The 13,052-nt window shown below is 33.4% G+C and carries 17 protein-coding genes; 3 read left to right on the plus strand and 14 right to left on the minus strand.

All coding sequences use genetic code 11. The features are described 5' to 3' along the window. Positions 1-352 precede the first annotated feature (352 nt). The 6 genes from IGK86_RS14475 to IGK86_RS14500 all read right to left on the minus strand — a co-directional run bounded on the left by IGK86_RS14475 (position 353) and on the right by IGK86_RS14500 (position 6,949). Complete coding sequence (locus IGK86_RS14475; RefSeq protein ID WP_438742686.1) at positions 353-577, minus strand: hypothetical protein; 225 nt, start codon at positions 575-577, stop codon at positions 353-355. Continuing rightward, positions 564-830 carry a hypothetical protein gene (locus IGK86_RS14480; RefSeq protein ID WP_438742688.1) on the minus strand — a complete coding sequence of 89 codons (267 nt, stop codon included), beginning with the start codon at positions 828-830 and terminating at the stop codon, positions 564-566. The genes IGK86_RS14475 and IGK86_RS14480 overlap by 14 nt, the downstream gene beginning before the upstream one ends. An 833-nt stretch (positions 831-1,663) precedes the next feature. Beyond that, positions 1,664-2,008, minus strand: a complete 345-nt coding sequence (gene traE / locus IGK86_RS14485; RefSeq protein WP_014862460.1) for a type IV conjugative transfer system protein TraE — start codon at positions 2,006-2,008, stop codon at positions 1,664-1,666. Positions 2,009-2,737: 729 nt separating this feature from the next. Continuing rightward, a complete protein-coding gene (locus IGK86_RS14490; RefSeq protein ID WP_226062427.1) occupies positions 2,738-3,670 on the minus strand; it encodes a helix-turn-helix domain-containing protein in 933 nt (310 codons plus the stop codon). A gap of 25 nt (positions 3,671-3,695) precedes the next feature. After that, the gene (locus IGK86_RS14495) at positions 3,696-5,282 is read right to left on the minus strand and encodes a peptide ABC transporter substrate-binding protein (protein ID WP_438742720.1); all 1,587 of its coding nucleotides are present in this window, start codon (positions 5,280-5,282) and stop codon (positions 3,696-3,698) included. Positions 5,283-5,443: 161 nt separating this feature from the next. Further along, on the minus strand, positions 5,444-6,949 hold the full coding sequence (locus IGK86_RS14500) for a primase C-terminal domain-containing protein (RefSeq protein WP_438742691.1): 1,506 nt from the start codon (positions 6,947-6,949) through the stop codon (positions 5,444-5,446). 667 nt (positions 6,950-7,616) lie between these two features. Here IGK86_RS14500 and IGK86_RS14505 point away from each other — a divergent pair. From IGK86_RS14505 to IGK86_RS14515, 3 genes are all read left to right on the plus strand, one after another. After that, positions 7,617-8,330, plus strand: coding sequence for a replication initiation protein (locus IGK86_RS14505; protein ID WP_257877995.1), 714 nt, complete (start codon positions 7,617-7,619; stop codon positions 8,328-8,330). Between the two features lie 152 nt (positions 8,331-8,482). Beyond that, entirely contained in the window at positions 8,483-9,313 is an 831-nt protein-coding gene (locus IGK86_RS14510) for a ParA family protein (protein WP_174115688.1), read from the plus strand. Between the two features lie 17 nt (positions 9,314-9,330). Continuing rightward, complete coding sequence (locus tag IGK86_RS14515; RefSeq protein WP_174115689.1) at positions 9,331-9,621, plus strand: hypothetical protein; 291 nt, start codon at positions 9,331-9,333, stop codon at positions 9,619-9,621. A 329-nt stretch (positions 9,622-9,950) separates the two neighbouring features. On the opposite strand, the gene IGK86_RS14520 is transcribed toward IGK86_RS14515, so the two are convergent. The 8 genes from IGK86_RS14520 to IGK86_RS14555 form a co-directional block, all read right to left on the minus strand. Continuing rightward, positions 9,951-10,058 carry a type I toxin-antitoxin system Fst family toxin gene (locus IGK86_RS14520; protein ID WP_016618835.1) on the minus strand — a complete coding sequence of 36 codons (108 nt, stop codon included), beginning with the start codon at positions 10,056-10,058 and terminating at the stop codon, positions 9,951-9,953. Between the two features lie 65 nt (positions 10,059-10,123). Further along, positions 10,124-10,333, minus strand: coding sequence for an excinuclease ABC subunit C (locus IGK86_RS14525; RefSeq protein ID WP_438709946.1), 210 nt, complete (start codon positions 10,331-10,333; stop codon positions 10,124-10,126). Further along, entirely contained in the window at positions 10,281-10,406 is a 126-nt protein-coding gene (locus tag IGK86_RS14530) for a hypothetical protein (protein WP_438709968.1), read from the minus strand. Before IGK86_RS14530 ends, IGK86_RS14525 begins: the two co-directional genes overlap by 53 nt. Next, positions 10,390-11,706: a Y-family DNA polymerase gene (locus tag IGK86_RS14535; RefSeq protein ID WP_438742695.1), complete on the minus strand. Its 1,317-nt coding sequence runs from the start codon at positions 11,704-11,706 to the stop codon at positions 10,390-10,392. The genes IGK86_RS14530 and IGK86_RS14535 overlap by 17 nt, the downstream gene beginning before the upstream one ends. Before the next feature lie 185 nt (positions 11,707-11,891). Further along, positions 11,892-12,176, minus strand: coding sequence for a bacteriocin immunity protein (locus IGK86_RS14540; RefSeq protein WP_101731859.1), 285 nt, complete (start codon positions 12,174-12,176; stop codon positions 11,892-11,894). Positions 12,177-12,188: 12 nt separating this feature from the next. Further along, on the minus strand, positions 12,189-12,407 hold the full coding sequence (locus tag IGK86_RS14545) for a leucocin A/sakacin P family class II bacteriocin (RefSeq protein ID WP_438742697.1): 219 nt from the start codon (positions 12,405-12,407) through the stop codon (positions 12,189-12,191). Between the two features lie 98 nt (positions 12,408-12,505). Further along, a complete protein-coding gene (locus IGK86_RS14550; protein ID WP_010818069.1) occupies positions 12,506-12,817 on the minus strand; it encodes a hypothetical protein in 312 nt (103 codons plus the stop codon). Continuing rightward, the gene (locus IGK86_RS14555) at positions 12,807-13,037 is read right to left on the minus strand and encodes a leucocin A/sakacin P family class II bacteriocin (RefSeq protein WP_010818068.1); all 231 of its coding nucleotides are present in this window, start codon (positions 13,035-13,037) and stop codon (positions 12,807-12,809) included. Before IGK86_RS14555 ends, IGK86_RS14550 begins: the two co-directional genes overlap by 11 nt. Positions 13,038-13,052: the final 15 nt, after the last annotated feature.

Genomic DNA, 13,052 nt, shown 5'->3' on the forward strand with positions numbered 1-13,052 from the left:
CCTCAATTTTTACTCTAAATAAACGACCTTTACCAGTTACTTCCTCTATATTTCCTTACTTATCAGAATATCTAACACAATTTTTCATCCTTTCAAATTCAATATTTTTTATTGGCGTGGAAGGAGTCGAACCTACATTTAAAAAGAAAGGAAGGATTTTTTTGCATCCCCGATGCTACACGCCAACGCAACCAAAAGTAGAGGACTTTTAGTATTTGTTTTTTTGAGATTGACCAGTATTGTCAACCTCGATATCGCTGGAGTGGAATTGCACCACTCATGGCGTCTCTCTACTTCCGCCACAACGATCTTTTCGTTTCATAAAATTCATTATTTTCCTCCAGAATAAAAATTAATGATAAAATGAATGCGCTATTTCTTGACAACCGTTTAAAAACTCTTCTAATTGATTGTATTCAGAATCTGACCAATCTTCAGTAAAATCATTAATATCTGTTGAAGTCGTTCCATAACCAGTATCTCTAGTTTCTACATGATTCGTGACTCCTTCACGTTCTACTTCAAAGGTAATTGTTGAAGAATCAAAATCATGTACAAAATTTTTAATATAAATCATTTTCTTCCTCCCTTTCCAAAGCCCACTTGCAAAACACTTGTAAGATTTCGATTTGTTCAATAGCTGGCAACCATTCAACTACTCCTCCAGTGAAGTACTTATCTTCTAAAGCGTACCAAAGAGCCTGAAATGGATTACCATCGATATATTCATACCTCAAATCATTTAGAAAAATCTGCTGATTCGAATTAAGCTGTGACTGTAATTCCTCTTTCTTCGTTTGCTCGCTAAATTGTTTATCAATTACTTTCATTTACTTCCTCTCCTTTTTCTAAACAATTTTTTTGAAAAAATCATATTTCCTTACTAAAATAATTTTAGAAACTAAACACTAAATCGAAAGGACGAACGACCATGCAACTAACTGTTTTTATTTTATTTCTTGCTTTTTTAGTATTCGCTATTGCCTTTTTATTACATAAAATCAGTTTAGGCGTTTTCTTGCTATTCTTCCCTGTCGCACTGCTTCTATGGTTTAGCCTCCCAGCCATAAAGAAACATAAAACAGACAAAAACATGCACTGATTTTGCGCTTTGTCTTCTTGGACCCACTTAAAAATTAATTTCGACTAGTTTATGGCGTCCGAAACTAGAAACCCTAATAGACAACGGTAAATGTAATGTCCTGTTTTTCATTACAAGTGCCTATATGTAGTGCAGCACACAACCTACCTTTTCCAGATAGGCGCTTCCCCATTACGAGAAGCCTTTTCTTTTTTATCAAAAGAAGTGTCAAAGCCTAGATCCCTTAGTAGCTGCTCTGATAAATCTAGGCGCTATAGGTTACTTTCCCTTTGTATTCTTTCTACGTGTTCCAATTGTTTACCAAGAATCGTTATCATTCTTGTTCATTTACAAAAGTTATTCGCAAGCGTGTACTTCTATGCACCAATTCGTTGTTGTACATAGACTAAGAACGACCTTCGTTGATTCAAAAAAGGACTGGCAATAGTTTGCCCTAACTTTAACCGCTGACCGCTCACGCCACCTTCTTGTGTCTAACATTTCTCTTTTTCACATCACAGAAATCAACCAAAAGTTCCATAACATTTTCAAGCACGTCCAAGAAGACAAATCGTTTTTTATTTAGTTTTCATAACGTAAAAATTTGCTCATTCCTTTTCCCGTAGGTTTTAAGGGAGCGCCACGTTGAATTCTACGGCCAATCAAAATACCGTTGTGGTCATAGACATGTTTAATTTCAGGATAGACATCTTTTAACAAAATTCTCGCCCTTTCTCTTACTTTTTTCTTGGTTCCTTCGAAATAATGTTCTACTTCAATCGCTTCTAACCCATCAATCCGATAGTTTTTACTGCTTTTATGCGTTTCAGAACGTGTATTTCTTAACTGGCGTTTTTCCCTAGACGAAAATGTCGTTACTCTTGCGCCATAATACCCAATATCCTCTTTACGTAAGACTTTAATCACTGAAATTCCTCCTTAGCATCATCATGAAAAGTTAGCACGCAACAAAAAAAGGGGAGATTGCGCCAAATTGCACAATCTCCCCTTTGAAACATCCTACGTACAGCAAAAACAGATTATACCAAAATAAGCGTCCCAAAATTCAATTTCTCGAATGAGAAGAGGAAAAGAATTCAAGGAAAATCAAGAAAAAATGTTTTTCTTTTTGCGCATAAATTGATATAATACAGTTTGTTGTAACGCAGGTTGCAACAAAAGGACCGATGCAATTCATGTGCTTTGGCGAGCTGAATTGTCTTAATCTCCCGCTAGGACAGCCAATCCTATGGAGACGGTCTTTTTTTTGTTGCCTGCTAGCTTCTCATGCTTACTTTTAAGCCGGAAACTCAACAAACATCGCATTTATTTAAAGGTGTATTCTTTAATTCTAATAATTTCAAAAAAAGAATAGCATACACTTTAAAATAATGCAAATTATTTTTTTGTTACTAACACTAAGCGATTACAGATGACATAATAGATAAAGTAACTACACAAAGAGTCGCAATAGAAGCGTATTTTTGCATTTTTTTCATCTTATCACCTCCACAATCACATTATAAAACACCTAAAAAACTACTTACAAGACAAAAAATACCGACTTAAACGATTTGGATACTAATTTGGCACTTTTTTTTAGTTTTTCCTATTTTTTTTGAATTTAAGCCAAAATTTGTACTGATTTTGAATATCTTAACTTTTTCCAATTACTACGTCTTGCATAGAATATCCCATCAGCTTTTTATCTTCTAATAAGTCTTGTAATTCATTTCTTAACTTAACTGCCGTTTCTTCTTCACCTATCACTTCAATAGCTTCTATGATGGCATGGGCTTTTTGCAATCCTAACATATCTTTCTTAGCAAAAAACTCATACACACTTTTTAAATAAGTTAATTGTGACAAGTAAAAAAAGCTATCTTCATAAATAAAACGATGTTCTTCAGCAATATCTATCATTTCATTTACCCAAGCATACTCTTTCTTTTTCATCATAGGCGTAATACTATTTAAAAATATATTTCCAATGTGTTGTTTGGTTCGCGAAGATAAATACGTATCTGGAGATATAGGAAACAACACTTTAAATATCTCTTTCATCTCCGTTATATCTAAATCATTAATTATTTGAGCAACTATCTTATAATCCATCATAAATAATTTGTATTGCGCTTTATTCATAATTCTTTCAATTGCCAACTTTTGTTCAGCATGGACAACTGGCGGCACTTTTTCTGGATATTCTCTATGAAACAATGCTTTTACGTCAAAGTAAACACCCATTTCATCAGAAGAAAGATCAGGAAAACGTTCTACATACTCATTAAACATAGAAAAAATTTGATTTAAAGCATCTTCAGAAGGTAACTGATCGACCAATCTTATTAATTTCAATCGCGCAGACTCTGTCAAAACTGGTTGAACATACATTACTAAAAATTCTTCAAGTGATACCTGCAAATTTGTTAAAATACTTACGAGTTCTTCAAAAGCAAGAGATTTACGCCCATTTTCCATTTTGGAATAAGAAACCGCACTCATCACACCTGCTCGCGCATCTTTTTGCTTCAAACCTGTATCTAAACGAACTTGTTTAAGTAAAAAATTTATTTCTTTCTTTTCCAAATTAAATGCTCCTTCCAATAAATTTTTATTTAATTTGTGCCAGTTTATAATCAAATTCTGCACCTAATGTATGTTCCTGAACACCTTTTATATCCTTATTTCTCAAATAAGTTTTTCTTTGTTGTAACAATGGAATAACTGGCAAGTCTTCCATCACAAGATTATTTACATCAATCAACGTATCCCAACGTGCTTCTATATCCGTACCTAGTTCTTCATGAACTTTTTTCATCAATTGATCCACTTGTTGATTAGAATACCCACTATAATTTTGTGCATTATCCGTTACCAAGCTATTTAACAAACTAGTTGGATCTGGATATTCTGGTTTTGAACCTGTTAATACTAATTCATAGTTTCTTTTCTGCATCCGTTCCAAAACAGCAGAAAACGGTAATGGCGTGACATTCACCGTTAATCCTGGTAAATGCGCTTCCCATTGAGCTTTCAAATATTCGCCGATTTGTTTAGAATTACCTGTATCTGAAACCAAAAGTTCTACAGTTTTTCCCTGTTTTTCTAATGCACTTTCTTGCCACTTGGCCAAAGCTTGCTCTTTATCATATTTTGCTTTCACACTACATTCATCCACAAAATCTTTTGCATTTTTTGGAGAAAAAGCCATCCCTCTCGGGCTCAAGTTATCACTTGGTATAGAACCGTTATTCAAAACTTTATCTGTTAGTTCTTCACGATTTGTTGCATAAGATAACGCTTCACGCACCAATTTATTTGCAACAATTGATTCTTTATTCCCAACATTTGCTTGAATATAAAACGAATTACTTTGCTGAATTTCTCTTAGTTCAGGATTCTTTTTATTTTGTAAGTAAAATTCACCTGTCACATACGTCTCATCTACTTTTCCATCTTGATACAAATTATAAGCTGTTCCTTGATCTTTCACGACCTGAGTTTTAACTTCACTCAACTTCACATGTTTTTTATCCCAATACTGCTCATTCTTCTTCAACACCCAAGAAGTAGAAACTCCTGGACCTTTAAAATCTTCTAAACAAAATGGCCCATTGTACACTGTATTTTCACTTGTCATTGCATACTCTTTTCCATATTTTTCAACAATATCTTCTCTCTGAGGGAAAAAAGTAGGATAAGCTAACAAACTCAAAAAATAAGGCGTCGGACTCTCTAAACTCACCACCAACTCATAATCATTGACAGCTTTTACACCTAATTTTTCTTGACTAAGCTTCCCTTCAACAATTTTAGTTGCATTTTTAACAGGTGAAAATAACATAGAAATTTCTGATCCAGTATCTGGAGACACTGTTCGACGCCAAGAATACACATAATCCTTTGCAGTAACAGGCTTTCCATCAGACCATCGAGCTTGCTTATTTAACTGAAATGTATACGTTAGGCCATCTTCAGAAATAGCCACACTTTTAGCACCAGCATCTTCTAACTTTTCGTCTTTTCCTGCACGATACAGCCCTTCATTGACATTAGACAACACCGTTTGACTATATCCGTCTGTAGCTAAAGAAACATCAATACTTGCTAACTCAACAGGTTCAACTCTTGAAAATACTTGCTTAGCAGGCTCAGTATTTTTCTCCGTACTTACACTACAACCACTAATAAAAAACACACAAATCAAAAGCAAAAACACTATAGTTGAATTTTTCAAAAAACCTCAAATCCTTTCAAAAAATATGTCTAATACTCTAATACCAAGAACAACATATCTTCAAAAGACAGTAGGCGAAAGTATTCAAGAAATAATGTATTGGCAGTTGGCATGTTTTATTTTCAACCAGTATCCCACAATGCTAATTGCCTTTCTGGACTGGTAATAGTTGGTACATAAAACGGCTGTAAGACTTTTGCTTGCAGCATAGCTGCTTCTTCAACAAACGCTTTTAGCCAATCTCTATAGGCTCTTTTTGTTTGTTGATTAACCATAATGATTGTTCGAATAAGCGCTTTACGCGTAGCTACAACCAGTCCACCTCCACGACCAAACTTTGTTTTCAAATAAATCTTGCCTTCTGCTTGTAATTCTTTTAACGCACGATCTAACGATCTTTTTGGAATTTCTTTTCCTTGATACACAATATTTGTTTGTAATTCTGCTTTTGTTACTTGTAATTCCGGTTGTTTTTCATGGCACTGTGTTTCAAGATACGCCAAAAGGTCTGCTTTCCACTCAGAAAGGTGGGATTGCTTTCTTTCATGTCGTTCTTTTTTGAATTTATACCAGGTAGTTCTTTGTTGCGTAAACAAGCCTGCTTCAGAACAACTTTCTAATCCCCACTCAGTAACTAAAGCACGAACATATTCTTTGTTTGCTCCATGATATTTCCCTGAGTACGCACTTTTCACTATTCTTACTCGTTCACTGTCTTTTAAAGGTGCAGCTAGCGCACTATTAAACAAATCCATTTCGTTTAAGCAATTTTCTAGCTCAACTCCTGAAGCATAATTTGCCAAAGACAACGTGAAAATCACGTTATTTCGTCCTAATTTTCCTTTAGTCCCAACGATTTTAGGATTACTAATCAACAATTGATACCATTTTTCTTTTACTTGCTTATATTCTGGTTGCACCAGTGATAAATTCGGTTTTTTCACTGTTTTCGCTGGTTCATATTTCATAGACCATTGAATCAACTGTTGCATATCATGTTTTAATGCAGGATAGTAATAGACTACATTGTCTTTACGTGGAATACGAGCAATCCCAAAATGGTTACAGCCTAAATCAACAGAAGAAAGTTCTTCTGCAAAAGCTTTGCGTAAATTTTCTGACACTCGTTTAGCTACTTCAATAGACTGATAATTATTTTTTGACGAAATGTACCAGGCATTTTCTAGAATAAAATATGCTTGAAACCCACCTGGTGTTTCTAAGATTAACGTAGGCATCAATTCAAGATCAATCGCCACATCAAGAATTCGTTGTGCATCCAACGTTTCTCCAGGTACTTTATCAAAATCAATCACAAACGTGTTAATTTGTTGCAAGTTCTGTTCATTGTGCCCTTTCACCACTGTTCTTGCTTCATCTGCATATGCACCATAACTATAAACGTTGGGGGTCCAATGTGTGAACTTGTTTTCATTTTCATTCAATGCTTCTAAAGAAGTAAGAACTACCCCTCGTGCTTGCATCATTTGTTTTTTTGAACGAAAAGCAAACATGGCACCTTTTTTTCCATGCGCTTGATAATGGATTGGTTTAATTTTGCTATTTAAAAATTTGTACTCTCGAATACTGTCTTTTAAAATGTCTTTAACTATAGCTGCTACATTCATTTTATTGCCACCTTACTTTCAAACAAAAAAAAGAGAACTGCCGGGCACACCATCCAGTTCTCAAAACATTGTTTTAAAAGCAAAATCCGTTGATTTTTTCAGTTAAAAACATTGATATATTCGTCGTCCCATGGTATAATTTTAGAGAAATAGAGAGTTGCTTCTCTCTAATTGATCTAAATATTGGATAAAGCTAGGTTCAAGTAGTTTTATCTCTCGGGGACGAAGAAGAATCTGAAATGGGTGGTTCATTTGGGATTCTGTAACAAGTCAGACTGGCTGGTCTACTTGTTACCGTCTCTTTTTTTTACATTTCGTTTTGTTATTTGAAGAATAAACCATCTTTTCATTTTTGTAAATAAAAATTTGTATGGAAAAAAGTGTGCCATATCATAAAACCTTAATTTACTAGTGTTTTCAGCTTATTTAATATGGCATACTTTTTTCCATATTGATTAATTCTATGGAAAAAAATATCCATATAGCACATTTTTTTCCATCAACTTAGTTTTATATGTTATTTAACACGCACAATTATGCGTATATTTATACTTATATTTGTGCGCGTAAATATAAAAATGCGTATGCTCATGCTTTTTTTGTAGCATACAAAATCCTATTTTTTTAAAAAAAGTATGCTATAATATAATTGAATGGAGTTGCTTATATGAATCAATTAGAATTATTTCCTGAAAAGGATATCGATCCTTACATTGTTAGAAAATCTACAGGCTTAATCAGAGAGGCTAAACATTCTTTATCAGCAAAAGAGTTAACTTTAATAGATTATCTCATTTCTCAAGTAAAGCAACATGATAGTGAACTGTATGAAATTGAGGTGTCTATTAAGGAACTAAATGAAATATGTAAATTTGGAGCTGGTGGTGCTGCATACTCTTCTACAATGGAAGCCCTTTTAACTTTAGCAAACAAAGGATTTTGGTTTGAAATGCCAAACGGAACCAAAACTATCGGTCGCTGGCTTGACAAAGCCTATGTAAAAAATGGTCTTGCTAGACTTCAATTAGATAAAGATTTATCTCCTCATTTACTAGGATTAGTACGCTCTGGAAATTACACACAGTTTTATTTTGCTGACGTAGTTAACCTTAAAAGCTTATTTGCCAAAAGATTATATGAAGAACTACGCTCTTACAATGATGATAAAGTCATTGAGCTTTCAGTTGAAAGAATCAAAGAATTGTTTAATAAAGAAAATTTAGAATGGTCCAGAGTTCAAGCGTATTTAAGAAAAGCTAAAAAGAATATAAACGAAAATACTTTTATGACTATTGATTATGAAACAGTGAGAAAAGGGCGAAAAACTGTATCTGTTAGATTTTATGTCAATAAAAAACAAGGAGATTTACTTGAAGGATAACCAAAAAGCTGTAATAACAGCTTTTTTTATTGCGCATAAACACCAACACATTTATACGTATATTTATGCGCATATTCATGTTGACATTTATGCGCATACGTGGTAAATTAAAATTATTAAGAAACATATCTTTTAGAAATGGGGGAGACACAATGAGCAATAAAGAATTAGCAGTCGGTTCAATTAATATACAAAAAGGTGGAACCGGTAAATCTTCAACTATCTTCAATTTAGGAGAAAAAATATCTGAGGAAAAAAGTGTGCTACTTATTGATTTAGACGAATCGGGTAATTTATCTTCTAGATATTTAATGAATGAAAAATATGACTTAGGATTAATTAAACCTGAAAATAAAATTGGGAATCTATTTACACATGGAAATGTTGAACCAATTAATATTCATACAAATTTAGACTTAATTGTTAGTAGTAATAACCTTCCAGAAATAGAAAAAAAAATACAAACAAAACCAAATAATAGACTAATTATTGTAGCTTGGATTGCTGATAATTATGAAAAACTAGCAGAAAAATACGACTACATCTTAATTGATACACATAATGATACTAGTATAATTACACAAAACGCATGGGTTGCTTCAGACGTTGTATTTGCAGTTTCTGATCCCTCTATGGATGCATTTATAGCTGTTCAAAAATTAGAACACGATATTGAAGTTTTAAGAGAAGAATTAGTTGAATTTAGGACGAAAGAATCGTACTTACAAGCAGAATTTAAATTTGTCGGAAATAAAATTGAACACAACACAAATTCTTCAAAAGAATTCTTAGAATTAGCCAATCAGCATGATAAATTTATTGGATATTTTCAAAAAAAAGAACTTATAAACACAGCCAATATTGAAATGACACCAATAAATGAATTTGCTAAAAACAAAAATACTTATGCTAAACATAAGACTTTTTTTGATCGTACATTTGAATTGTACGAAAAAATGCGTATGATTATGGATAATCACTAAAAAGGAGAGTATTAATAATGACAAACACAAATCGTTTTAAAAAATTTCAAGGTTTAGATTTTGACAAAGATAATACAAATTCAGAAAATATTGAAACTGTTAACAACGAGGTAGAATCAAATACCAACAAAGTTTCTACCTTCAATATAGTCTCTGGTAGTGTTGGAATGAATAAAAAACCTAAAAATTTAACATTGTATCCTTCACAAATAGAACGTTTAGAAGAACTTTCAGCAATGTTTAATCGTTCCCAATCAGATCTTGTTGGAGATTTCATTGATCAAGTATATACCGCATATAAAGATTAACATACGCATAAATATAAACATGCGTATGCGCGTGCGTGTGTTTGTGGTCATGCTTATATTGGGTATGCACATATTCATGCGCGCAAGCATGCACATAAATATGTTTTGAATCTTTTATGTCTAACTTTTTCTAATAAAAAATATTATGAATATTGATAGTCTTCAAAGTACAAATTGGTTGACCTACTTTAATAATATGTTATACTGAAGGTGCGAAATGATAAAAACTCGTGCGAACAGCACAAAAGCCAATCCCTACCTGCGACGAAAGGGATTGGCTTTTTTTTCGTTCGTTGCGACTCCGAACGTGTGGGTTAGAGACAACTTGCTTAGTTATCGTCTTTCTCTTCTAACCAGTGAGAAACTAGTTCTAAAACTAGGCCAACAAAAAGAGGTGCGATAACCAATGATAAAAACTCATACACGAACAACACCACCTTTAGCGGCAAGTTGCCTTACTAATTATAACATAATCTTAAAATCTATATAAAAACAAAAAATTTTAGATTTCTTTTTTTAGTATGTATACTCGTTTACATAACGAGCATTTATACTTGTTTGAATCACTCGTAACTCTACTTGCAAGGCAGCCACACGAACACTGCACATAGGCAATACTAGTTGTATTATTATCTTCTTTGATTAGTTTGCCTTGGTAATCATATGTCTTCATAAAAATCTCCGTCACTGTAATATTCATCGATAAAAACATCGATGGCGCTGTTTTCTTCTGTTAATCCGATAAACTCTATTTCTGCTTTTCTCTTTTTATCTTCCCAAACCAACATTGCCTCCGGCATGACCGCCAACCAATCCTGCCCGATTCACAGCTGTTGCTCCATCTAAAAGAGAAGAAGCATGTATCAACGCTTTAAAGCCAAATTTTTGACGTATTTTGTCAATCAAAAAATCCAGCTGAGTATCTACAATTTGTTCTTCAGGAACAGAAAAGAGATCTAGCTGAAGGGTAGTATCCCAAACCAACTTTCCAAAGGAAACGCCTAAATTACGAATGTCTATTCCAGGAACATAGTTTTCTCGAAAAAGCTTTAAAACATGCTCGGTTAACACTTTTGTGTTGTTGCTACGAGCGATTTTAAGCTGTTTTCGCCAACCAATCCTGCCCAGTCGGTCAACTTGTCCTTTAGAATAGCCTACAAAAATTGAAACACACTCAGTTTGACAGTTTGCATTCCTCAATCTGGTTGCTACCTGGTCAGCAAGTTCCTTCAGTACTAATTCAACTTGATCCCTTCGTGCATAGTCTTTAGGCAATACTTGACTATTCCCAAATGATTTTTCTTTGGGAGTTTGTTTCTTTTCCCCTAAAAAACTTCGATCAATCCCCCAAGAATGAGCGTACAGCTGTAATCCCATGACACCAAAACGTTGCTTTAAAATGTAAGGATCTGCATGAGCTAAATCGTAAATCGATTGAATTCCAGACATCTTTAATCGAGCAGCCATGCGTTTACCAATCCCACAAAATTCCGTAATAGGGGAGATAGACCAAACTTTTTCTTGAACATCTTCATATCTCCACTCCGCTACAAAACCAGGTGTATTTTTTGCTTCATTGTCTAATGCTAATTTAGCTAGCAAAGGATTATCACCAATTCCAATAGTTACGTACAATCCCATGTGATTATAAATCACACGCTGTATAATTTTGGCCAACTTAAATGCTGAATCACAATTAAAGTAGGAGAGAGAAGCAGTAATATCTAAAAAACTTTCATCTACACTAAAGACAGAATGATCTTCGTCGGCAACGAATCTTTTATATAAATTATTGATTTCTTGATTCTTTTTCATATACACATTCATTCTTGGTGGTACAACTAATAAATCAGGGTGATCAGGGACTTCGTCTTTACGAGTCACATTAGAAATTCCTAGAACTTTTTTTGCCATTGGAGAAGCAGCAAGTACTAATCCACCTGCATTATCAGCCCCACTCATTACTATAAGCATTGTTTTGAGGGGATCTAAGCCGCGTTCTACACATTCTACGCTCGCATAAAATGATTTTACATCGATACACAGAATGTCGCGTCTAGGTTCTTTGGAATAATCAAATTTCATACAAAAAAACCACCTTTCCACTCAACATTATACGAACTAAAGTTCGTATAATCAAGCGAACAATGTTCATTTTTAATAGTAATATTTTTTATTATATTTCTCAAAGTAGCATAAAAAAGAACCCCACTGACTTGGTCGACAGTGGGGTGGGGACTTAAATATAAAAAATAACATATTAATATGTTCTAATATCCATATCGAATATTGGATAAACTTGTTATTTTTTTTATTATATCTTTTTGTTTAAGTGATAATTCAGATGAATCATGCTGAATAGCTTTTGCCATTTCTATATTCAGTTGACTTAATAGAAATGGAACAGAAGCTTGTTGCTTATTTAATTTATCTTTATAGTCAATCAAAATATGTTTTAACTGAATATTTCGAGAATCATTTAACTCGTTGAGTAGTTCATTGATTAAGACGGAAACTTGCTTTCCTCTATCCTGACCTCCAGCAAACCATTTCATTTTACTACCTCCTTAATAATTCCAACCAGCATGTCCACGGGTAGCCAAATTTGCAACTGCATTATTTCCAATAATAGTAATTGCTTTACTCCAGTCTACCCAACATTTTTGCTTATTACAATATAAACCATTTCCGTAATACGTGGCAGCTTCTGCATTTGTTCCTAATGCTGTAAAACCAATCCCAATCATCCCACAAATAACTAAAGCTTTTACTAACTTCTTTTTCATTAGTGTTCACCTCGAAAATAAGAATTTATAACGTTGTTTGTCTAAATTTTGTATACACTAAAATTAAATTATTTACATAAAACTTTGTAGACATTTAATTAAAAAATATACGGTATTGCTTCAAATCCATATCCAATATCATTATCTCTCAATTCTTTTCTACTTAAATTTTGATAATCCTTTTTTATAAAATCCATTAACTCACGAATTTCGGGTATTTTTATTCTTTGCTCTGCTTTTAACTTCGCAAGGTTTTTGTAAATGATAATAATAGATTTAGTATAGTCTTCTTGTTGCAATACTTTTGCTGCTTCTAAAAGCCCATCTTTTACTTCCTTATTATCAAATGTGTACGTATTATATACCCTTGATAACAGTGTAAATAGCTTTTGATTTTTATTATCTTCCACCTATACCACCTAACACTTTCGTAAATCCATTGACGTATGCTTTTACGCCTCTGTCTATAATTTCAGAACGTGCTCTACTCCAATCTACCCAACATTTTTGCTTATTACAATAGACACCATTTCCGTAATACGTGGCGGCTTCTACATTTGTTCCTAATGCTGTAAAACCAATCCCAATCATCCCACAAATAACTAAGCCTTTAACTAATTTCTTTTTCATGAATGTTCACCTCGA

It is taken from the genome of Enterococcus sp. DIV1206 (assembly GCF_051712485.1).
GTDB classification, from domain to species: Bacteria; Bacillota; Bacilli; order Lactobacillales; family Enterococcaceae; genus Enterococcus; species Enterococcus faecalis.

Coding starts and splice junctions, on each gene's coding strand:
- IGK86_RS14475 (WP_438742686.1), bottom strand. CDS start 577: ATGATTTATATTAAAAATTTTGTACATGATTTTGATTCTTCAACAATT.
- IGK86_RS14510 (WP_174115688.1), top strand. CDS start 8,483: ATGAGCAATAAAGAATTAGCAGTCGGTTCAATTAATATACAAAAAGGT.
- IGK86_RS14545 (WP_438742697.1), bottom strand. CDS start 12,407: ATGAAAAAGAAGTTAGTAAAAGCTTTAGTTATTTGTGGGATGATTGGG.
- IGK86_RS14505 (WP_257877995.1), top strand. CDS start 7,617: ATGAATCAATTAGAATTATTTCCTGAAAAGGATATCGATCCTTACATT.
- IGK86_RS14525 (WP_438709946.1), bottom strand. CDS start 10,333: ATGTTTTTATCGATGAATATTACAGTGACGGAGATTTTTATGAAGACA.
- IGK86_RS14540 (WP_101731859.1), bottom strand. CDS start 12,176: ATGAAATGGTTTGCTGGAGGTCAGGATAGAGGAAAGCAAGTTTCCGTC.
- IGK86_RS14500 (WP_438742691.1), bottom strand. CDS start 6,949: ATGAATGTAGCAGCTATAGTTAAAGACATTTTAAAAGACAGTATTCGA.
- IGK86_RS14535 (WP_438742695.1), bottom strand. CDS start 11,706: ATGAAATTTGATTATTCCAAAGAACCTAGACGCGACATTCTGTGTATC.
- IGK86_RS14515 (WP_174115689.1), top strand. CDS start 9,331: ATGACAAACACAAATCGTTTTAAAAAATTTCAAGGTTTAGATTTTGAC.
- IGK86_RS14555 (WP_010818068.1), bottom strand. CDS start 13,037: ATGAAAAAGAAATTAGTTAAAGGCTTAGTTATTTGTGGGATGATTGGG.
- IGK86_RS14480 (WP_438742688.1), bottom strand. CDS start 830: ATGAAAGTAATTGATAAACAATTTAGCGAGCAAACGAAGAAAGAGGAA.